Genomic DNA, 20,242 nt, shown 5'->3' with positions numbered 1-20,242 from the left:
GCACACGTGGAAAAGAATCAATCATTTGAGGAGATGCTAACTGCTTTTCGCCCTTTAATTTTTCACATTATGAAAACTTTAAATATTTATACAGACCAAGACGAGTTTTTTCAAATAGCAGCGATCGCCCTCTGGAAAGCAAGCATCAATTATGACGAACAGAAAGGACGGTTTGCCACTTATGCTTATGCAACGATAAAAGGCTCGCTCATGACAGAATTAAGGAAAAAACAAACATATAAAGAAAGGCATGTTCTTCATGCGAATGACATAATAGCTGCTAAATTGGAATTTTTTCCATATACAGACATTGAAGCAAGAGATTTATATGAACGGATTGCCCCCGCTTTATCAGATGCTCAACGAATTTGGTTTACCATGTATTTTTTTGAAGGAAAAACTCAGAAGGAAATTGCAGAGGAGCTAAATGTCACAGTCAACAAAGTAAAAAATTGGAGAAAAGGAGCATTAAAAAAATTGAAGAAATATGCCGTAAAGGTACGGGAAGAACAGTGAACAGTCTTTAATAGCAGTTTTTATGAGGAAGATGTGCCAAAAATTAAGGGGCTGTCCGATAAGTCCCTAAAATGATCGAGTAGGAGGGAGCGATTAACTCCCGTCCTCTCACACCACCGTACGTACGGTTCCGTATACGGCGGTTCAATTAAGATAATTGACGCAAGTCTTTATAACTTCCGTGAATAGCTGTTCTCTTTATGCCAGTGGTCACTCCACCCTCCAAGAGATCTCCCACGGGATTCACCGCTTCCTCCCTCAAGTGAGGTACTACGTTTTCTGTGTTCATCATGACTCACTGAATGCCAAGGGCTATTCTCTCTTAATTGTTCGGTCCTTCTTAGTTGTTCTAGACCAACTAATACTATGACCTCTGCTGACTTCTGACGGTTCAGCTATCTATCACTAGATAGGTTACCAAGGTTACTTGGCGTGCCAGCCAGACCTCCCCGGGTAAGAGTGTAATCTTTCCTTCCATCCATCTGCTTCATTTACTCTGTATCACCTTCGGCAGAAAGGGCTTTGTTTTGTCTTGCAAACTCACCCAGTGATACCTAGCCTCATATGAAGTTCGTGTTCCTCAGACCGGAAGTTTGCCGCTCGCTTCCTTCAGATTCCGCGTCACCACGGACACCCTTGCGTTAAGCTAACTGCTACTTCTGCCTTCGCAGCTCGGGACTTTCACCCTATAGATTACACCCATGCCGGGCGCACAAGCAAGTGGAGAAAAACAATTCGTTTCTCTCCACTTGCTTTTATATTTTTTCGATTTTTATCTGAAAGTAGCTGGCGGATGCCGGCTACTTTCAGTATGTTGTGGGCTAATGCCACAATCCCAAACTCAACATGTACCTTGTCGAGGCCCCGCAAAGAAAATCTGCGGAACGACCGATTGCCCTTGATGTGACCGAACACACTTTCTGCCTCGACTTTGCGTCGAGCGTAGATGGCGGCTTTCTCTTCACATTCAAGGGCTGTTTTGGCCTTTGCTTTCATTTCTTCGAAGATGGGATTCCAGTGAACTTGACGATTTCCCTTCGCTTTTGTGCATTTCGCTTTCAATGGGCAATCGGTACAATCTTCACATTCGTATATTTTGAAGCTTTGTTCATAGCCAGATGGATTCTTTTTGTTTTGGTATTTTTTAAACGTTACTCTCCTTCCATTCGGGCAAATAAAACAATCATCCTCTTCACAATAGGTCCAGTTTTTGGCATTTTTAATGTCTTTTTTGTATGTACGTGTTTGTTCTTTTACATAGCTCCCATAAGGAATTAGAAACTCAAAACGGGGCTCTTTCTCATCACCAACTGCATATACATAGTTTTCTTCACTACCATAGCCTGCATCCGCAATGACCGTTTTGGGCATCGGTAATGAACTGGAGGCTAGCTTCTCCATATGTGGGATAAAGCAACGTGTATCGGTCGGTCGTTGATGAATGGTATAAAACAAGATAAACTGATTCTCTGTCCCCATTTGCACGTTGTATCCGGGCTTGAGCTGACCGTTTTTCATATGGTCTTCTTTCATGCGCATGAAGGTTGCGTCTTTGTCTGTTTTCGAGTAGCTGTTACGGTCACCGAACATTTCCTTTTGTTCTTTGTATCTTGCCATTCGGGGCAGGAAATCTTCCCGAATTTGTTTCACCGATTTCTTTAATTGACTGCGTTTTTTTCGCTTCTCTTTCCGAATGGATGTATCGGTCTCCTTTTCGATTTCTTCCGTTAGCGTTTCAACTTTTTCTTCTATTTCTTTTGCGATTTCCTCCAGGTTTTGTTCGGTGATCTCTGTATGTTGATCGCTTTCCTTTTGCCCTGTTCCGGCTTCTAATTGGGTTAATTCATGAATGTGCTTTAGTGTTTCTTGGATTTTTTCTTTTAATTTCTCTTCGAATTTCAAAGTGGATTTTTTCCACACAAAAGAATACTTATTGGCATTGGCTTCGATCTTAGTGCCATCCAAAAAGTAGTTTTCCATCGTGATGTAATGTTCTTTTATCAATTTGAGAATCATGACTTCAAAGAGCTCATCCATGAAAGCTTTCATCCGTTCCCCTCGGAACTCATTAATGGTGCGAAAATCTGGTTGTTGCATCGCTGAAAGCCACATGGCAGGAATATTTTCTTTAACGAGTTTTTCGATTCCTCGGCAGGAATAAACCTTTTGAGAATAAGCATACAGAATGATTTTCAGCATCATTTTGGGATGATAGGAACTTCTGCCGCCGCCTTTATAATGAGAAAACAATTGTTTATCTGGTATCGCCTCCACCATTTCGTCCACGACACGTGCCACGTGATGTTCGGGTATGAGCGATTCAATATCATAAATCATTTGAACTTGACGGTTGTCATATGGTTTGAAAGTAGGGGCTAAATTTCTTTTGGCAGGAGTTTTTTCTTCTTTTCCATCTAGAGGAAGTGTCATTTGTGTGTTATAATTTTCAGGAGTAATCATTTGATTGCTCATAAAAAATCGTCCTTTCTGTAATGTTGTATGGTAACTTCATTTTACTAGAAAGGACGATTTTTTTGTGCATTTTTTTAAAAAGTGAAAAAATGAGGGGCTCCAAAAAGTCAGTTACCCTGACTTTTTGGACAGCCCCTTGGATCTTTTGTATATCGGTAAACAATGCTGCCACCGCGTTTTGCTGTTCCATGAAAATGTTTAAAATCTTCCCTTTCGATCAGTACTTTGCGAAACGTCATAAAATCTTCCTTTGATACACAATATTCTTCCAGTTCTCCATCACGAAGCTTGTTTAAAATGTCTTGTATCTCTTGATTTGTCAACTCGACCATCTCCTTTTCTATGAAAAACAGTCTACCGAGCAATGGAAACTTTTTACCTATTTTTTTGCGATTGTCCAAAAAAACTTTACAATTCTAAAGAAATCATGCAAAATATTTGAAAATCCATAAAAAAGGAGAGAACAAATGAAAATTGCTGAAGTTGGAGATGTTATTGAATTTAAAGACGGTCTCAAAGGAATTGTCGAAAAAGTAAATGAAAATTCCGTCATCGTCGATCTTACGTACATGGAAAACTTTCGGGAAATGGATCTGGAACAAAAAACAGTAGTTAATCATAAAAACTATAAAATTGTCGGAAAGTAAAACGGAGAATTGAATGCTCCGTTTTACTTTTTCTTATATCAAAGAGTTTAGTGCCATTTCAAGAATTTTTTACAATTAACGCAAGTTTCGGTAGGTTCTTTTATCAAAAAAACGCCTCAAGCGACTTGCTTTATCGGTTGTCCACTTTTTCCGGGTACAAATCATGGTTCATCATACGATACTCCGCCATTTTCTCGTATTTTGTTCCAGGACGTCCCCAATTGACATAAGGATCAATAGAAATACCGCCGCGCGGCGTAAATTTTCCCCATACTTCGATGTAGCGGGGCTCCATGATCTTGATTAAATCATTCATGATAATATTAACACAGTCCTCATGGAAATCGCCGTGGTTGCGGAAGCTGAACAAATAAAGCTTCAGCGACTTGCTTTCCACACATTTTTTGTCTGGAATATAGCTGATATAAATGGTCGCGAAGTCCGGTTGTCCGGTGATTGGCCTCTGTTTTTCACAAACAGGTGGACTATATCATATTCTTATTCAACTGCGATATTGAATAAGAACCCTTGCGCTTCCACCAAGATAATATATGCTGTCATCTTGGTGTACTCTACTCTCTTCCTCCAACACTACTCTTACTCGCTTCATGCTGGAGTGATTTCGATAGTCTCTGCACCTTCCTCAAATTTAAGAAGAAGATTCCCTTAAATTTGAGGCTTGGCTCAGGGTTGGAAAGATAATGGGAATAAGAGACAAGAACATGTTTTTCTTTTATTTGATTACAATTGCCATTTCCGCTTTTTACTCCATTATCCTCTTCCCCTGAATTCACAAGGTTTATCCGACAGTGTCGCCACTGAAGTGTGCCCTTATTGACACAAGCTGGTAAACTCCGGACAATTGAACTTCACGAAATAATCGCGGTCTGGATGTTTATTATCGAATACTTCCAACACTTCTGGGCTGTATTCAAATAAATATTTTGTATTTTTGTTGCCTAACAGCGTCAGATCTTTCAATTCATCATCTTTTCTTCCAGCCATCTTTTTTCATCCTTTCCTATTAATTTACACTCCGCGCTTGTTTCCCCAAACAAGTGCATGAAGCTGCGGCAAAACTCGAGCATCGTTCATTTCTTTTGATAGAACAGTCAATTCGATCAGCCATTCTAATTTTTCTAAAAGCTGATTTCTCAGGAGGTGATCATTTTGTTCGTTTACTTGATCATTTCCAGGCTGCAAATAAAATGAAATATTTGGATAGCGAAGGTGGACGTTTTTCGCGTAATCAAAATCTTCCTCATTAAAAACAACAACTTTTAGACTAACATTGTCTTTCCGTCCGCCATCGATCAGCCGCTTCATAATGTCATCAAGCACAGTAAAGTTCGTTTTCATCCCTGAACTAGGAGGCTTGGGAGAAAGAGTTAAATCATCGATTAGTAAAAACCAATCTTGATAACGGCTTCCCTGTGTCTCCAGTGCAGTGCGAAATCCTTGCTCCCTTAAAAGGATAATCAATTCATCCAATCCTCTAATCAATGCCGGATTTCCGCCCGAAATGGTGACGTGATTGAAGCGATCGCCGCCAAGCTCAATAAGATCGTCCAAAATTTCCGCTGCTGTCATTTGTTTAATTTCATCGTTTGCTGAACCGTTCCACGTAAAAGCTGAATCACACCAGCTGCATGAATAGTCGCAACCGGCCGTTCGGACAAACATTGTTTTTTGTCCGATCACCATTCCTTCCCCTTGAATGGTCGGTCCAAAAATCTCGATGACCGGTATTTTTTTCATTATTTCATCTCCCTTTTCGGACGGTACACAACATAGCTTGTCGGCGTTTCTCTGACAAACACCTGCAAGCATTTCGGTTTATTCGGGAGTACATTTAAATGATCCTGGACAATTTCCCAAATTTTCCGCGCAACCACTTCTGTCGTTGGAAAGTCTTCGCTGTTTTGACCATTGAATACATCCGTATGGTCATTGAGCAGCGTATGGTCAAATCGATCATGAACCCATTTTTTTAAATGCTGAAAATTCACAAGGAATCCTGAATCATCAAGCTGATCACCGCAAATAGTGAGATTGACGAAATACGTGTGGCCATGTACACGGGCGCATTTCCCCGCTTTTTCATGCGGGATGTAGTGTGCAGCAGATATTTGCATATCTTTATTCAGCTCATAACTATAACTATGAAAAACTTGCGGATAAAATTGATGAAGCATCACGTATTAGCTCCTTTTTCAGCCAAATATTGTTCCAATCCCCTTTTTCTCAATAAGCAAGCAGGGCATTCGCCGCATCCGTCGCCAATAATGCCGTTATAGCACGTCAACGTTTTTTCGCGAATGATATCGAACACCCCTAACTCATCGGCAAACTTCCACGTTTCCGCTTTATTGATCCACATAAGCGGCGTGTGAATCACAAAATCCTCTTCCATCGCTAAATTAATCGTTACATTGCAGGATTTTACGAACACGTCCCGGCAGTCAGGATAGCCGCTGAAATCCGTTTCACATACACCTGTCACAATATGTTTCGCTCCCAGTTGTTTCGCCAAAATGGCGGCAAATGTCAAAAAAACTAAATTCCTCCCCGGAACAAAAGTGTTGGGAAGCTCTCCTTCCTTTTGTTCAATTTCCATATTTGAACGCGTTAATGCATTCGGCGCCATTTGATTTAATAAGGACATGTCCAGCACATAATGAGGTATGCCGGCTTCGTTCGCAATGTTTTTCGCTGCTTCAATTTCCTGTGCATGCCGCTGATTATAATGAAACGTGACAGCGGTCACCTCATCAAATTGTTTCTTCGCCCAAAACAAACAAGTTGTACTGTCTTGTCCTCCGCTAAACACAACGACCGCTTTCTTATTATCCATTTGAAAACGCTCCTTTCTGAAAAAAGAAAGCCATTCACACTGCCTAGCTTAAACAGAAACTGATGCTTCTTTTTCTGCTACAGTGGCGGAAGCAAGCTGTTCAGAAGCCTTTCGAGCTCATCATAAATCTATTCAACTTCTAAACCTTTCGCAAACATTGAAAAAACTATATCCCAAGGATATAGTTTTCCTTAGTTTTTTATAGAGGGTGTGCTAAAACCTCTCCCGTTCTTTCGAAACGGATTTTTATTCAAGTTGTATCTTATTATATCATACAGAATTGTTTATGCAAACGGCATGTTCCGACTGGAGTCACTCAAGACTTTGTGGGCAACTTTTTTAATCGCTATTTTTTGATAGCGAAATCACTTTTTTCAGGGTACTCTCTTGGTAAAAAAATCTTCCTTTTTTAAAAAACAGGATTGAGCCGAGCGTTTGTGGGCAATTTTTTATCTAAATGTAGTCCATGATCATTCTACCAGGAGCAGCCGCACTTTCTCATATTACTGCCACACTTTCCCTTTCATTTAATGAGCAATCAGAGTTCTCATTAAATGAAGGCGCTAATTTTTGCCTACAATAATTTTACTTATACCTCTGCATCATGCCTTTTCCAAGCCTCTATAGCGCGAGGTCGTTAATTCCTGAATATACTCTTTTAGTTCCGGCATTTCTTTTTTTCTAGCTAATTGAATGGCAAGGTCAATATCATATGGAACACGTATGTGCTGAATCGAAAAAGGAGCCCTTTTCTCCGAGTTGAACATGCCTTCCAAAATGCAGTAGGATGCTTCGGGCAGGTCCAGCGGATTACCGACACTGCCTGCATTGAAAAGCGTTTTGCCGGATAAATGCTGTATAAAGGCATTATGAACATCACCGTATCCGACAACATCCGGCTCCTTCGTTCCCAAACCGGTTTCAACGCTGTTTTCAAACATGGACAATCTTTTTTCAATCGAATCCCAAGGCTGTACCCTTATCCAGACGCTGAAAGGGGATGCATGAAAAAGCCGCAGCCGGCGGCCGCTCATATAAAAATCAATGGAAAACGGGAGGCTACGCAAATATTCTATGTCTTCTTGCGACAACTGATTTTGATGCCAGCGAACGACATCGTTTACATCTTCCCTTGTAATCAGCTCGTCCCAGTTTCCTTTTAAAACAAAATCGCAGGAGCTGCGGACGATATCGATCGCTTCTTTTGATTCAGGTCCTTTTCCGACAAGATCTCCTAAACAAAAAATTCGATCTACATTTCGCAAGCTTATATCTTTCAATACAGACGACAACGCTGGAATATTCCCATGTATATCAGAAATGACCGCGATTTTATCCAAATAAACTCCTCCTTCATTTCCCTACTATTTTATCATGATTTGTTATCGTCTGGAATTTTTTTGAACATTAATAATATGAAAAAGGCAATGCTCATATACCCGAACAGCGGATAAAGCGTGGAAATGAGCTTTCCGTATCCTATCAGGCTGACTAAATAACATAATAATAGGATGAAAATGACACCAGCGATTTTTGCCAAAGGCTTTTCCGATGATAATTGACGTTCCAAACCATACAGATTGCCGATCAACGATGAAAATATTTCTCCAAAAATAACAAGGATGTATATGTAATAAAAGCCTGAAAACAGCTGCTTGACAATTTCAGCCATTGGGATTTCAAAAAGCCCGGCGTCCGGCAAATGCAGAAGGGAGAAATAGCTGGAAAATAAAATGAAGCTTAATCCGAGACCGCCTACAACTCCGCCCAATTTAATGGCGCTTTCATCCTTTATTGCGTTTGCGAGCGGAACAAGTACAGCCTGAGCAAGAGAGAGATTAAAAGAAACATATAAAAAGCTTGATTTGACTGGTTGAAACACTCCATCCAACGATAAATCGATAAAATCACCCCTTATGATGGCTTCAATGGAGATGATCAGGCTAAACAAAATAAAAAGCGGAACAACCAATAGATTGACGGAAGACAGCCCTTTGACTCCAAACGAAATCACAGCAATGGAAAGCACAATCGTTAAAAAAATTCCAAATTGCTTTGAAAGCGACAGTTGCTCTTCAAAAATCGCCCCCGCCCCCGACAGCATGACCGATGTGATGCCAATCAGCATCATAAACATCAAGCCGTTGACTACATAAGCTGACAACGTCCCAAACAAAAATTGGTTCAACTGCAAATACGAAGATGCATTAATCCGTCTTCCGATCAACATCATTTTCGTTCCCAGCCAAACAAATAAAACGGCAGAACAAATAATTCCAACAATTCCTCCGGCGCCGTATTTTGAAAAAAACTCAACGATCTCTTTTCCCGTTGCAAACCCTGCACCGATGACAGTGCCGATATAGACAGAAGCTATTTGAAGTGCCAATACCCATTTATTGCTCATGTTTCACCCACCTTACTTTATCAACAATATATGGACAAGAAGGGAAAAAAAGACGAAAAAAATTTATAAAAAAGACTTGAAAGTCAAAAAAGGTCAAAGTATAATAAAGTCAGAAAAGGTCAAACAGTGAATCTAACTATTGAATGATTGAGATTGTCTCTTTGATTCCAAAAGGTCAAAGAAAGTCAAAGAAGTTTCTTCTTTTAGTCAAAGTTAATCAAAGTCAAAAAGGAGGAATGTTATATGTTGTGTGAAAATTGCCAAGCAAGAAAAGCCAATGTTTTATTAAATGTACAAATCAATCACAACAAACAAGAAATGCGTCTCTGTCAAGAATGCTATCAACAATATAAACAAAAAATCCCAAGTGGTTTTTACGGATTCAGCGGTTTCGATGAATTATTTCAATCATTTATGCCAAACTCTTTTGAGAGCTTTGACCAAGCTGTTCAAGCACAACCGAAATCAGGGGGCGGAAAACAGAACGGCTTCCTCGATCAATTCGGCCGAAATTTAACGGATGCTGCAAAAGCTGGGTTGATTGATCCTGTCATCGGCCGCGATGATGAGGTAAGACGAGTGATTGAAATTTTAAATCGACGCAACAAAAATAACCCGGTTTTAATCGGAGAACCAGGCGTAGGGAAAACAGCTATTGTGGAAGGACTAGCCTTAAAAATTTCTCAAGGAGACGTTCCGCAAAAATTAAAAAATAAAGAAGTTTATTTGCTGGATGTTTCATCACTTGTCGCCAACACGGGAATTCGCGGACAATTTGAACAGCGGATGAAGCAGCTAATTCAAGAATTGCAAGCCCGAAAAAACATCATCCTGTTTATCGATGAAATTCATCTTTTAGTCGGCGCCGGTTCTGCGGAAGGTTCTATGGATGCCGGCAACATATTAAAGCCAGCGCTCGCCCGCGGTGAGCTTCAAGTTGTCGGAGCAACAACTCTAAAAGAATACCGGCAAATCGAAAAAGATGCAGCCCTTGAACGACGCTTCCAGCCGGTTATTGTGAAAGAACCTTCCATTGAAGAAGCGATCAGCATTTTAAAAGGAATTCAAGAAAAATATGAACAATACCATCAAGTCAAATATTCAGAAGATGCGATTAAAGCTTGCGTCACACTATCTCATCGATATATTCAAGACCGCTTTTTGCCTGACAAAGCCATCGATTTAATGGATGAAGCTGGTTCAAGATTAAACTTAAAAGCCGAGCCGGCTAATGAAGCAGACATCCACGAGCGGCTTAAACAAATTGCCCATGAAAAAGAAAAAGCGCTAAAGGAAGAACGATACGAACTTGCAGCTAAGCTTCGCGACGAAGAAGCTGCCCTTGAAAAGCAGCTTGAACAAGGAAAGGACAAACAGCAAGCAATCGTTCAAGTAGAAGACATTCAAAAAATCATCGAAGAAAAAACCGGCATACCAGTCGGCAAGCTGCAAGAGGATGAGCAAGCAAAAATGAAACATTTAGAAGAAAACTTGGCGAAAAAAATTATCGGCCAAGAGGATGCTGTCCGGAAAGTGGCAAAAGCCATTCGCCGCAGCCGCGCTGGATTGAAAGCAAAAAACCGACCGATCGGATCCTTCCTGTTCGTCGGCCCGACTGGCGTTGGAAAAACGGAATTGTCGAAAACATTAGCTTTGGAGCTGTTCGGTTCAAAAGATGCCATGATTCGCTTGGATATGAGTGAATATATGGAAAAACATTCTGTTTCAAAATTAATCGGCTCGCCTCCAGGCTATGTCGGACATGAAGAAGCAGGACAATTAACGGAAAAGGTTCGTCGCAACCCTTACTGCATTATCCTGCTGGATGAAATTGAAAAAGCTCATTCAGATGTACAGCACATTTTCTTGCAAATATTAGAAGACGGACGCTTGACAGACAGCCAAGGCCGCACCGTCAGCTTCAAAGATACGGTCATTATTATGACCTCTAACGCTGGAGCAGGTGCAAAACAAGTTCACGTCGGTTTTAACAGCACGGTGGAAAAAGAATCAAGCATCCTTGAATCTCTCGGTTCATTCTTTAAGCCTGAATTTTTAAACCGTTTCGATGCCATTATCGAATTTAAACCGCTTGATAAAGAAGATTATTTGAAAATAGTTGATTTGATGCTTGAAGAAGTTCGGAACACGTTGAAAGAACAAAACATTTCATTGGACGTAACAGAAAAAGCAAAAGAAAAATTGGTAGAAATCGGCTATCATCCATCGTTCGGCGCTCGTCCGCTTCGCCGCGTCATTCAAGAACATATTGAAGACAAAATTGCAGACATCCTGTTAGACGGTGAAGTGCACAATCATTTAATCGCCGATATGGAAAATGAAGAAATTGTTATTCGTTCATAACAGCTGCCCTAACAGTCCATTAGGGCAGTTTTTTTATTCTTGAGCAGCACCGCTAAAATCGAAACAATGAATGTGTCGTTTATTTTTTTGATCAAATATAAAATTTTCGTCTTTCTTTGTCGATATAATAATTGAATATAGAAAGAAGAAGGATTTGATGAACATGGACAAAACATCAATTATCGGCATTTTTTTAGGAATTATGGCAATTATTGTCGGCATGGTTTTAAAAGGTGTCAGTCTTTCCGTCTTAATCAATCCGGCAGCTATCGTCATTATTATCATCGGAACGATTGCTGCGGTCGTTATTGCCTTTCCGACAAATGAAATTAAAAGAGTACCGAAATTATTCCGCGTCTTATTTAAAGACACACAAACTTATACGATTCAAGAGTTGATTGTCCTTTTCTCTGAATGGGCGCAAATCGCAAGGAAAGAAGGATTGTTGGCACTGGAAGCTAAGCTTCAGGAAATAGATGACCCATTTTTAAAGACCGGTTTAAGCATGGCTGTGGACGGTCAGTCTGCCGAGTTCATCCGAGATGTTATGACAGAAGAAATCAATGCAATGGAAGAGCGGCATGAAGCAGGCGCCGCTATTTTTTCTCAGGCCGGCACGTATGCTCCGACTCTTGGCGTATTAGGAGCTGTATTAGGTTTGATTGCCGCACTAGCCAATTTGGAAAATATTGAGGAGCTCGGACATTCGATCAGCGCCGCGTTCGTTGCTACTTTGCTCGGAATTTTTACAGGATATGTTTTATGGCACCCGTTTGCGAACAAGCTGAAAAGGAAATCCCAGCAGGAGGTGCTCGTCCGCCAGGTGATGATCGAAGGCATTCTTTCCATTTTAGAAGGACAGGCACCGCGGACGATCCAGCAAAAATTGGCATTTTATCTTCCTGAAAAAGAACGGGCAAAGATTTCTGATGAAGGAAGTGTTGCGTCCGATGCGTAGTAGAAAAAAAAACCGCAATGACCATCATACAGATGAAAGCTGGCTTATTCCCTATGCCGATATTTTAACCCTTTTGCTTGCGCTCTTTATCGTCCTATTTGCTCTCAGTTCGATAGATGCCCAAAAATTTGAACGTTTGGCTAGAGCTTTCAATTCCAATTTTGACGGAGGCATAAGCGTTTTAGAATATCCGAGCCCTCTACCACAACAAGAAATGGAAAACATCGAAGAAAACAAACAAAATGGAAAAGTGCAAAATGAGCCTCATGACAATGATGAATCGGGAAACAGCGATCAAGAGGAATTAGCGGAAGTTCAAAATCGGTTTAATCAATACATTGAAGAAAACAACTTGAAAAACAATATTAAAACATCACTAAACGAAGAGGGTTTGTTAATCACGATTCGGGACGATATATTGTTTGATTCAGGCAGCGCCAAAGTGAGAAAAAAAGATGAAATTTTGGCTACTGACATTGCCAAAATGCTCGCCATGGGCAGTGCCCGCAACGTGGTTATCAGCGGACATACAGACAATGTACCGATTCATAATTCAAACTTTGATTCAAACTGGCATTTAAGTGTTATGAGAGCCGTAAATGTAATGAAAATTATTTTAGAAAACAAAAATCTCGACCCAAGCAAGTTCAGTGCAAAAGGATACGGCGAATACAAACCCGTTGCTTCCAATGATACAGCAGAAGGAAGACAAAAAAACAGACGGGTGGAAATTCTAATTCTTCCAAACAATAAAAAAGCGGAGCCGAATTAAGCCGGTTCCGCTTTCATTTTTCTTTCGCATGGTACCCTACTTTTTTTAATAGATTAATCGCTGTTTCCTTCTCATCTTCTGTCAAAATATTCACGATCGAATCAATCATCTCTTGATGAGAAGGAAAGATTTCTTCAATCCATTTTCTCCCCTTTTCCGTTATTGCTGCATATGTGACACGGCGGTCTTTAGGGCATGCTTTTCGAACTAACAGCCCTTTTTGCTCTAATTTATCAATAACATACGTAATGCTGCCGCTAGCTAAAAGAATTTTTCCGCCGATTTGTTGAAGTGGCTGATCTCCTTTATGATACAAAAGCTCTAAAACGGCAAATTCCGTTAAGTTTAATCCATATGATTGAATGTGCTTGCTAACTTGATCATTCATTGCGCGATAAGCACGTGAAAGAACGATAAAAAATTTTAGAGATTTTTCAATACTGCTGTTTTCCTTAGCCAACTTTCATCATTCCTTTAGTATTTCAATGTCTTGAATTATAATAGTGAAACTTCTCATTATTGTCAATCACTGCATAGAAAATTTCAGAATAAAAAAACTTTTTTTAACCCCGATCTTCTTTCAAAAGATCATGCTATAATAAAAAGGTTGATGAAAAAGAAGGAGTTTAAAGAAATGCTGGACTTAACACATCGCCATAAGGTTTTGCTTTACATTTTGATCGTGATCCTGCCCACTTTTCTGATTTCGTTTATCATATGGGAAAAACAAAAAAATATCCTCTTTTCGAAACATGAAAAAGAAGCCGTATATATGCTAGACATTCATCAAAGTCAAATTGACCGCTTAATCTCGGAAACAAAAACGAGAATGGAAACAATGGCGTTATTCATAGATCAAGAAAATAATCCAAACCAAATTCAAAGAGCTCTAAAAGAAACCCTACAACAAGAACCCCGCTTTACCGGCCTTTATATCGCAAATGCAGACGGGACAATAAAAATCGGCACTCAACCCGTTCCATTACATCATGACATCTCTTCGGAAAAATGTTTTCAATCTGCGCTCGCAACAAAAAAGACTGCTATTTCAGAAGTTCACGATAAAAAGCTTATCACGATCTGCACCCCGATTGTAAATCAGCAAAAGGATGTAAATGGCGTTTTATACGCCACATTAAGCATAAACTATATACAAAATATTATGAACGTACTGAGCCCAGATTTATATATCGTGGTGAGTGACACGAAGAACAACTTTCTTTTCAGTGCAGGCGAAAAAGAAAAGGACGCTTCCGAAAAATCTGTTCAAACTGATATTACCCAGCTTCCATGGGTGCTGAAAGCGTCGGTCGCTCCGGTCAAGCCGTTGGAAATCTCTCAAGTTGTTTTAACTTATGCCGCCATTGTATACATTTTTTTTAATATTATTTTTTTGTTGATCCAATATTATTTGCTGAAACGTAAAGCAAGATTGGAAGAAGAAAAAATTAAAGCGCAAAAGCTTGAACTGGTCGGTACTCTCGCTGCCAGCACAGCGCATGAAATCCGAAATCCTTTAACTGGAATTAGCGGTTTTATTCAACTGTTAAAGAAAAAATATCAGTCAGAAGAAGATCAGCATTATTTTTCCGTCATAGAAAAAGAGATCGACCGAATCAATGAAATTGTGAGCGAATTTCTCGTTCTCGGAAAACCAACCGCTCATAAACACAAACTGTACGACTTAAATCAGATTATCGACGAAGTCATGCCGATCATTAAATCGGAAATCAATCTCCATCGAACAAATTTTCAAGTTCATATGGATCGGCATAATCCTATTCGGATTTATTGTACAAAAAATCATATTAAACAAGTTTTGTTAAATTTAACGAAAAATGCTTTAGAAGCAATGGACATGAACGGATCATTAGAATTGATTGTCAAAAAAGAAGCAAATCTTGCAGTTATCAAAGTGATCGATACAGGGAAGGGGATTCCTGAAAAAATGATGGAAAAAATTTTTGACCCATTTTTTACGATGAAAGACAGCGGCACCGGACTTGGACTGGCAATATGCAAACGCATTGTCGATATGTATGACGGCACCATTGAGATTGAAAGCAAATTGAATGTCGGCACAACCGTGACGATAAAGCTGCCGCTATCAAATAAAAGCTGAAGCTCGATGTGATTCTGAACTAGGCGAAAAATAGCCTTCTTGTTCTAATGTAAGCCGCATCTAAAAATGCCTGATGATGCATTTGATGCAGGATTGGTAGAAACCGATGAAAGCGACGGTTTCTACCTTCTTTTATCTATTTTTGAATCAAAAACCGATTAGAGGATCGGGGCTAAAAAATGCTGAGTCGTAGCCAATCATTTTCTTATGATGAATGATATCTTGACATGCGGCTTCCGCTTTTTCCTTTTCTTCCTTTTTGAGAACGTGTTTTTCCCATTATTTTTACTGCACCTTTATAAACGATATAAATGCTCAAAAAAGCGAAGAACAGAGCGAGAAATCCCCATAGTCCTTGCACAATATCTTCAAATTCCATATTTCCTCTATTCGTTATTTTTTGTTGAATCTCAATGGCAAACACTATGACAACTAGTACGGTCATTGTATAAATAAACGATATACATAAAATGCCGAATTTTGCTATATATTTAAATACCACATGTGTAATGAAAAAGATAACCATGCCGAAAATGCCGATGATCCAAAAATGCAGCTGTTTATCTGTTAATTGAAAACCAGCCATTTCTACCAAATGGATAATATTGTCATGAAAATCATTAATCAGTTCTACAATGAACAAGAGCGTTTCTTTCATATAAAATCTCCTTCTATTGATAAAATAACAAATCTATTATAAAACATTATTATCAAAATTTATTTTTTCTGAAAAGGGGTACGATTTTATGTACGACGTATATATTGGGAGTTTTTTATCAGCAATGTCTACAGGTTTAGGGGCTGTCCCGATTCTTTTTTTGCAAAAAACGATTAAACATAGAGGAAGAGATTTATTATTAGCATTCAGCGCTGGGATTATGATGGCTGCTTCCATGAGGGGGTTGATACCTGAAGCATTAGCAAACGGAAATATAATGAAAATGTGCATCGGATTAATACTTGGAGTGCTTATATTAACAATTTTAGAGAAAAATATTCCTCACATTGAACTGGAGCATACGAAAGAAGGAATACAATTTGACGAAAAAGCATTGCTCATTATCTCGGCGATCACCTTACATAATCTCCCCGAGGGTCTATCTGTCGGAGTAAGTTATGCCTCAGAGAAACAAGATTTAGGTCATCTAATTGCTCTTGCAATCGGGCTGCAAAATGCACCAGAAGGCTTATTAGTTGCGCTTTTTTTAATCAATCAGAACATTTCCCGCATCAAAGCCTTTTTCATTGCAACGTTGACAGGAGCGATCGAGATTGTCACATCTCTAATAGGGTTTTATTTAACAACATTTGTTGAATCTTTAGTTTCTTACGGTCTTGCTTTTGCTGCAGGAGCAATGCTTTTTATCATTTATAAAGAATTGATTCCGGAAAGCCACGGCGATGGTCATGAATTGACTTCGACATATTCTTTTATTTTCGGAATTTTATTTATGATTGTGCTGACTGAACTTTTTTAAGCTTGTCAAATATGTGTTTTCTTTATTTTTCAACCGTTGCAACAAAAGGATTTGTTAATGTCCATTTCATAGGGTGGAAAATCGATTGATTTTTCTCATCGCTGCTTACCATTTGCTGGTATTTGTTTAAAAGCTTGTCCAGTTCTTGGCTCAGCTCAATCGTCTCTTTGCTGTTCATCCCGTTTACTTGAGCCATCTCAATCATTTTTTGCCTTTTTATTATGATTTCTATGAACAGCTTTTCTTTGCGCAGCTCTTCTTCCGTTGCCATTTCTCATATCCTCCTTCCAAATCTCGCGGTCTAAAGACACGCACTCGGTTATTATTACAGATTCTACTATTTTTGTAAATAGATTCGCAAATTTAGACAATATTTTTACACAAGTATTTGACAATCCTCTTTAATATTTACGTAAGGAGGATTGTCAAAACATTCATACAGTCATAAAAAGCTTATCCAAAAGCCTTTTTAAAAGAAAAAATTCGACTTCTTTTTTACTCGCTGACAACAGACCAAAGCTTATTGCCTCAATAACCGCTGCCGTTTTATAGGTCGAAGGACAATATTTGAGCAATGATAAGATGCTTGTTTTCTATTTAAAATATTGTCGGAAATTTCTTTCCTTTCATTAAGAAAAGCTGCGCTTATTTCTATCATCACAATGACAAGCCTAAAAAACAGCGCAATTTTATCGGATTTTTACAGCTGTTCCAGTTGCTACAACCATCATCATCCCATCTCGTAATGTTTCAAAGTCAAGATCCACTCCAATCACAGCATTGGCGCCCAGATTTTTAGCTTTCGCTGTCATTTCTTCAATAGCTACTTCCCTTCCTTCTGAAAGCTTGCTTTCATATGCGCCGCTCCTGCCGCCGACAATATCCGTAATGCCTGCCAAAAAATCGCGGACAATGTTTGCCCCAAGAATGGTTGTACCGCTGACAATCCCCAAGTATTCTTCAATTTCCTTTCCTTGCAAAGAATTGGTTGTTGTAATAATCATGGATTTCCCTCCATTATTTATTTTTTTACTTTATTACGTTTGAAAAAACGTTTCGTTCCATTCCGATTCACAAATCATTCTACTTTTTCTCTAAATTGTAGTAAAATTGTAGTAAAAAGCGAAACCTTGCTTTCCGTTTGTTCGTAAATTTATTAAACAATGCTGACAGGGGTAGGATCATGAAATCGATATTCTTGTTTTTCATAAGAAGTTTTATTGCTGTTTGTTCGATGTCTGTTCTTTGGTTTGCCTTGTTTTTAGGATTTGACCAAGCTTTCATTCAATCGTCTTTGTATGCTGTTGCAGGCGGTATTATCGTCTATTATATCACCAAATGGCTGCAAAAAAGAAATTGGCTGAAGCAAAACGGATTGACAGCCAGTGAATACAAATATGTACAGGAAAATTTAAAAGAAGCAAGACAAAAAATTGCCCGACTGCAGCGCACCTTATTTAGAGCCCGATCGCTCGGAACGATTCAGCAGCTTGTCGAAGCAATCAGGCTTTCCAAACGTATATATCATGTCGTTGAAAAGGAGCCGAAACGCTTCTATCAAGGCGAATCATTCTTTTTCTATCATTTAGATTCTTGCGTGGAGCTTGCAGAAAAGTATACGTTTCTTTCCGCCCAGCCGATCCGCGATCAGAACGTTAAATCATCATTGGAAGAAACGAAACAGATGTTGAATCAAATTTGCGAATCATTGGAGAAAGATTTAATCACCGTTTTATCGAATGATATCGAACATCTTCAATTTGAATTAAATGTTGCGAAAAAACAAACAACGAAATGGAAAGATAGGTGATTACGTTGGAAGAAAAGAAAGAGTTGGATCTATTAGATGATCTATTAAAGGACCCATTTGGAGAAAAAGAAGATAAGCCCGCATCACCTTTAGCAGTCAGCGAAGAAGAACAGCCGAAAAAATTTATCGACATGCTCTCACAGGAGCATAAAGCAAAGGCTGCACAGCTGGCAGCTCAAATTGATTACAAAAACCGGCATTCGATCGTCCAATTTGGGGCTTCCGCTCAGCAAAAGCTATCCAGTTTTTCCCACGAAATGCTGGACTATGTTCAAAAAAAGGATATCGGGCCTATAGGCGATATTTTAAAAGAGCTGATGAGCAAACTCGAACAAGTAAACCCGGAAGAATTAAAACCGGAAAAACGAAACTTCTTCTCTCGTCTTTTCAAGAAAATATCTAGTTCGATCAATGAAATTTTATCCAAATACCAAAAAATCGGGGCACAAATCGAACGCATTACAGTCCGGCTGGAAAATTCAAAAAAAGCGCTGATGTCCGATATTCAATTGCTCGATCGTTTATATGAGCATAATAAGGAATACTTTCACGCGCTAAACATTTACATCGCTGCTGGTGAATTAAAATTGGAGGAGCTCCATACAAAAGTAATACCGGAATTGCAAAAAAAAGCGGAAACAACTGGAGATCAAATGGCGGTTCAAGAAGTAAACGACATGCTTCAATTTGCTGATCGGTTGGAAAAACGGATCCATGATTTAAAGCTATCTAGGCAAATTACAATCCAAACGGCTCCGCAAATCCGGATGATTCAAAATATGAATCAAACATTAGCGGAAAAAATCCAATCCTCCATTTTGACGTCTATTCCTTTATGGAAAAACCAAATTGCGATCGCTCTCACCTTATATCGGCAAAAAGGAGCACTGGAGGCCCAAAAGCAAGTGACGAAAACGACGAACGAGCTGCTTTTGAAAAATGCAGAAATGCTGAAAGCAAACACAATTGAAACAGCCAGGGAAAATGAACGAGGCATCGTCGATATTGAAACGTTGAAAAAAACACAGGACGACCTAATTTCAACAATCGAAGAAACGCTCAGGATCCAACAGGAAGGACGTCTAAAAAGGCAGCAGGCTGAGCAAGAACTAATGCAGCTCGAGAAAGACTTAAAAACAAGACTATTGCAATTTAAACAAGAATAAAAAAGACAAACCGGGATGATTTTTATAGAGGAAAGATTTTACACATATACAGCTGTTGAGTGATTTCGTCCAAGCTTTTTTAAATGCTCATGCAGAACCTGCACGGCATTTACATCATATAAACAGCAAATTTTTTAAAAACTCTGCGCAGGCATCGCAGAGTTTTTCATTTTGAAAGTTTCTATGATGCCCAATTTTTGCATTGCTCTAATTGCAGCAAAAAAGCTTTTTTATCCGTTTGATTGCCTGCATAGCCTACAAGCGCTCCGTTTTTGCCAATCACCCGATGGCAAGGAATTATGATCGGGATAGGATTCGCTTTATTGGCTTGTCCAACTGCCCGAACAGCTTTCGGATTTCCGATCCCATCTGCAACATATTGATAGCTTCTAGCTTCACCGTATGGAATGTTCATCAACTCTTTCCATACTTTTTGCTGAAATGAAGTGCCTTTTGGAAAAATGGGAAGGGAAAATATTTTTCGTTTCCTTTGAAAATATTCCTTAAGCTGTTTCGCTGCCTCTTCCAATAGATCCGTTTTATGTTCCACAACTTTTGAAGATGCCAGAAGCTCTGTAAGCTCCTGCTCGTCCATCAACAAAGAGACAATTCGATTCTTTTCCTCTATAATCCCGATCGTTCCAATAGGGCTGTTCATTGTATGCAAAAAGTACAT

21 protein-coding genes, 2 pseudogenes and 1 riboswitch are annotated in these 20,242 nt (G+C 39.2%); of the genes and pseudogenes, 9 read left to right on the top strand and 14 right to left on the bottom strand.

All coding sequences use genetic code 11. The annotated features are described in order from the left end of the window. Positions 1–6: 6 nt before the first annotated feature. Positions 7–516, top strand: coding sequence for a sigma-70 family RNA polymerase sigma factor (locus NST97_RS01015; protein ID WP_066247948.1), 510 nt, complete (start codon positions 7–9; stop codon positions 514–516). 693 nt (positions 517–1,209) lie between these two features. Here NST97_RS01015 and NST97_RS01010 read toward each other — a convergent pair. Together NST97_RS01010 and NST97_RS01005 are read right to left on the bottom strand one after the other, a co-directional pair. Further along, the gene (locus NST97_RS01010; RefSeq protein ID WP_341342806.1) at positions 1,210–2,988 is read right to left on the bottom strand and encodes an IS1182 family transposase; all 1,779 of its coding nucleotides are present in this window, start codon (positions 2,986–2,988) and stop codon (positions 1,210–1,212) included. 107 nt (positions 2,989–3,095) lie between these two features. Further along, positions 3,096–3,311: a hypothetical protein gene (locus tag NST97_RS01005; RefSeq protein WP_445684571.1), complete on the bottom strand. Its 216-nt coding sequence runs from the start codon at positions 3,309–3,311 to the stop codon at positions 3,096–3,098. A 144-nt stretch (positions 3,312–3,455) separates the two neighbouring features. Here NST97_RS01005 and NST97_RS01000 point away from each other — a divergent pair, with 144 nt between their 5' ends. Next, entirely contained in the window at positions 3,456–3,635 is a 180-nt protein-coding gene (locus NST97_RS01000; RefSeq protein ID WP_063389354.1) for a YkvS family protein, read from the top strand. A gap of 130 nt (positions 3,636–3,765) precedes the next feature. Here the strand turns inward: NST97_RS01000 and queF are convergent. From queF to NST97_RS00965, 7 genes and pseudogenes are all read right to left on the bottom strand, one after another. Then, positions 3,766–4,095: pseudogene (gene queF, locus NST97_RS00995) on the bottom strand (preQ(1) synthase); the annotation flags it as partial. Positions 4,096–4,466: 371 nt separating this feature from the next. Further along, positions 4,467–4,640, bottom strand: coding sequence for a hypothetical protein (locus NST97_RS00990; RefSeq protein ID WP_375338788.1), 174 nt, complete (start codon positions 4,638–4,640; stop codon positions 4,467–4,469). 24 nt (positions 4,641–4,664) lie between these two features. Next, on the bottom strand, positions 4,665–5,393 hold the full coding sequence (queE, locus tag NST97_RS00985) for a 7-carboxy-7-deazaguanine synthase QueE (RefSeq protein ID WP_341342805.1): 729 nt from the start codon (positions 5,391–5,393) through the stop codon (positions 4,665–4,667). Then, the gene (gene queD / locus NST97_RS00980) at positions 5,393–5,830 is read right to left on the bottom strand and encodes a 6-carboxytetrahydropterin synthase QueD (protein WP_063389356.1); all 438 of its coding nucleotides are present in this window, start codon (positions 5,828–5,830) and stop codon (positions 5,393–5,395) included. The genes queE and queD overlap by 1 nt, the downstream gene beginning before the upstream one ends. Beyond that, a pseudogene (gene queC, locus NST97_RS00975) lies at positions 5,830–6,528 on the bottom strand (7-cyano-7-deazaguanine synthase QueC); the annotation flags it as partial. The gene queD and the pseudogene queC, both read right to left, overlap by 1 nt. Before the next feature lie 146 nt (positions 6,529–6,674). Continuing rightward, a riboswitch (PreQ1 riboswitch) is annotated at positions 6,675–6,718 on the bottom strand. A gap of 373 nt (positions 6,719–7,091) precedes the next feature. Next, complete coding sequence (locus tag NST97_RS00970) at positions 7,092–7,829, bottom strand: metallophosphoesterase family protein (RefSeq protein ID WP_063389358.1); 738 nt, start codon at positions 7,827–7,829, stop codon at positions 7,092–7,094. Positions 7,830–7,861: 32 nt separating this feature from the next. Next, positions 7,862–8,896, bottom strand: coding sequence for a YkvI family membrane protein (locus NST97_RS00965; RefSeq protein ID WP_066247941.1), 1,035 nt, complete (start codon positions 8,894–8,896; stop codon positions 7,862–7,864). A 243-nt stretch (positions 8,897–9,139) separates the two neighbouring features. Between NST97_RS00965 and NST97_RS00960 the strand changes: the two genes are divergently transcribed. The 3 genes from NST97_RS00960 (at position 9,140) to motB (ending at position 12,990) form a co-directional block, all read left to right on the top strand. Further along, positions 9,140–11,260: an ATP-dependent Clp protease ATP-binding subunit gene (locus NST97_RS00960; RefSeq protein WP_341342804.1), complete on the top strand. Its 2,121-nt coding sequence runs from the start codon at positions 9,140–9,142 to the stop codon at positions 11,258–11,260. A gap of 163 nt (positions 11,261–11,423) precedes the next feature. Then, positions 11,424–12,218 (top strand): flagellar motor stator protein MotA, encoded by a 795-nt coding sequence (gene motA, locus NST97_RS00955; protein ID WP_063389457.1) that lies wholly within the window; start codon positions 11,424–11,426, stop codon positions 12,216–12,218. Continuing rightward, positions 12,211–12,990, top strand: a complete 780-nt coding sequence (motB, locus tag NST97_RS00950; protein ID WP_063389361.1) for a flagellar motor protein MotB — start codon at positions 12,211–12,213, stop codon at positions 12,988–12,990. Before motA ends, motB begins: the two co-directional genes overlap by 8 nt. Before the next feature lie 13 nt (positions 12,991–13,003). Here motB and NST97_RS00945 read toward each other — a convergent pair whose 3' ends face one another. Next, positions 13,004–13,450, bottom strand: a complete 447-nt coding sequence (locus tag NST97_RS00945; RefSeq protein WP_063389362.1) for a MarR family winged helix-turn-helix transcriptional regulator — start codon at positions 13,448–13,450, stop codon at positions 13,004–13,006. Positions 13,451–13,624: 174 nt separating this feature from the next. On the opposite strand from NST97_RS00945, the gene NST97_RS00940 reads away from it, so the two are divergent. Beyond that, positions 13,625–15,112: an ATP-binding protein gene (locus NST97_RS00940; RefSeq protein ID WP_339211288.1), complete on the top strand. Its 1,488-nt coding sequence runs from the start codon at positions 13,625–13,627 to the stop codon at positions 15,110–15,112. A 205-nt stretch (positions 15,113–15,317) separates the two neighbouring features. Here NST97_RS00940 and NST97_RS00935 read toward each other — a convergent pair whose 3' ends face one another. Next, positions 15,318–15,770, bottom strand: coding sequence for a hypothetical protein (locus NST97_RS00935; RefSeq protein WP_339199589.1), 453 nt, complete (start codon positions 15,768–15,770; stop codon positions 15,318–15,320). 88 nt (positions 15,771–15,858) lie between these two features. On the opposite strand from NST97_RS00935, the gene NST97_RS00930 reads away from it, so the two are divergent. Further along, on the top strand, positions 15,859–16,590 hold the full coding sequence (locus NST97_RS00930; RefSeq protein WP_063389365.1) for a ZIP family metal transporter: 732 nt from the start codon (positions 15,859–15,861) through the stop codon (positions 16,588–16,590). 22 nt (positions 16,591–16,612) lie between these two features. Here NST97_RS00930 and NST97_RS00925 read toward each other — a convergent pair whose 3' ends face one another. Both NST97_RS00925 and NST97_RS00920 read right to left on the bottom strand, forming a co-directional pair. Next, entirely contained in the window at positions 16,613–16,861 is a 249-nt protein-coding gene (locus NST97_RS00925) for an aspartyl-phosphate phosphatase Spo0E family protein (protein ID WP_063389366.1), read from the bottom strand. A gap of 418 nt (positions 16,862–17,279) precedes the next feature. After that, entirely contained in the window at positions 17,280–17,594 is a 315-nt protein-coding gene (locus tag NST97_RS00920; RefSeq protein WP_094245531.1) for a YbjQ family protein, read from the bottom strand. A 179-nt stretch (positions 17,595–17,773) separates the two neighbouring features. On the opposite strand from NST97_RS00920, the gene NST97_RS00915 reads away from it, so the two are divergent. Further along, the gene (locus NST97_RS00915) at positions 17,774–18,400 is read left to right on the top strand and encodes a 5-bromo-4-chloroindolyl phosphate hydrolysis family protein (protein ID WP_063389368.1); all 627 of its coding nucleotides are present in this window, start codon (positions 17,774–17,776) and stop codon (positions 18,398–18,400) included. Between the two features lie 5 nt (positions 18,401–18,405). Further along, positions 18,406–19,566, top strand: coding sequence for a toxic anion resistance protein (locus NST97_RS00910; protein WP_242009330.1), 1,161 nt, complete (start codon positions 18,406–18,408; stop codon positions 19,564–19,566). Between the two features lie 181 nt (positions 19,567–19,747). Here the strand turns inward: NST97_RS00910 and NST97_RS00905 are convergent, their stop codons facing one another. Next, positions 19,748–20,242: a methylated-DNA--[protein]-cysteine S-methyltransferase gene (locus NST97_RS00905; protein ID WP_063389369.1), complete on the bottom strand. Its 495-nt coding sequence runs from the start codon at positions 20,240–20,242 to the stop codon at positions 19,748–19,750.

This window comes from Aeribacillus sp. FSL K6-1305 (assembly GCF_038050115.1).
Classification (GTDB): Bacteria; Bacillota; Bacilli; order Bacillales; family Aeribacillaceae; genus Aeribacillus; species Aeribacillus composti.
This window is presented reverse-complemented; position numbering and strand designations above follow the sequence as displayed.

Excerpts from the sequence above, each read along its gene's own strand:
- NST97_RS01010 (WP_341342806.1), bottom strand. The coding sequence starts at position 2,988 with ATGAGCAATCAAATGATTACTCCTGAAAATTATAACACACAAATGACA.
- NST97_RS01000 (WP_063389354.1), top strand. The coding sequence starts at position 3,456 with ATGAAAATTGCTGAAGTTGGAGATGTTATTGAATTTAAAGACGGTCTC.
- NST97_RS00990 (WP_375338788.1), bottom strand. The coding sequence starts at position 4,640 with ATGGCTGGAAGAAAAGATGATGAATTGAAAGATCTGACGCTGTTAGGC.
- queE (WP_341342805.1), bottom strand. The coding sequence starts at position 5,393 with ATGAAAAAAATACCGGTCATCGAGATTTTTGGACCGACCATTCAAGGG.
- queD (WP_063389356.1), bottom strand. The coding sequence starts at position 5,830 with ATGCTTCATCAATTTTATCCGCAAGTTTTTCATAGTTATAGTTATGAG.
- NST97_RS00965 (WP_066247941.1), bottom strand. The coding sequence starts at position 8,896 with ATGAGCAATAAATGGGTATTGGCACTTCAAATAGCTTCTGTCTATATC.
- NST97_RS00960 (WP_341342804.1), top strand. The coding sequence starts at position 9,140 with ATGTTGTGTGAAAATTGCCAAGCAAGAAAAGCCAATGTTTTATTAAAT.
- motA (WP_063389457.1), top strand. The coding sequence starts at position 11,424 with ATGGACAAAACATCAATTATCGGCATTTTTTTAGGAATTATGGCAATT.
- motB (WP_063389361.1), top strand. The coding sequence starts at position 12,211 with ATGCGTAGTAGAAAAAAAAACCGCAATGACCATCATACAGATGAAAGC.
- NST97_RS00940 (WP_339211288.1), top strand. The coding sequence starts at position 13,625 with ATGCTGGACTTAACACATCGCCATAAGGTTTTGCTTTACATTTTGATC.
- NST97_RS00935 (WP_339199589.1), bottom strand. The coding sequence starts at position 15,770 with ATGAAAGAAACGCTCTTGTTCATTGTAGAACTGATTAATGATTTTCAT.
- NST97_RS00930 (WP_063389365.1), top strand. The coding sequence starts at position 15,859 with ATGTACGACGTATATATTGGGAGTTTTTTATCAGCAATGTCTACAGGT.
- NST97_RS00925 (WP_063389366.1), bottom strand. The coding sequence starts at position 16,861 with ATGGCAACGGAAGAAGAGCTGCGCAAAGAAAAGCTGTTCATAGAAATC.
- NST97_RS00920 (WP_094245531.1), bottom strand. The coding sequence starts at position 17,594 with ATGATTATTACAACAACCAATTCTTTGCAAGGAAAGGAAATTGAAGAA.
- NST97_RS00915 (WP_063389368.1), top strand. The coding sequence starts at position 17,774 with ATGAAATCGATATTCTTGTTTTTCATAAGAAGTTTTATTGCTGTTTGT.
- NST97_RS00905 (WP_063389369.1), bottom strand. The coding sequence starts at position 20,242 with ATGTACTTTTTGCATACAATGAACAGCCCTATTGGAACGATCGGGATT.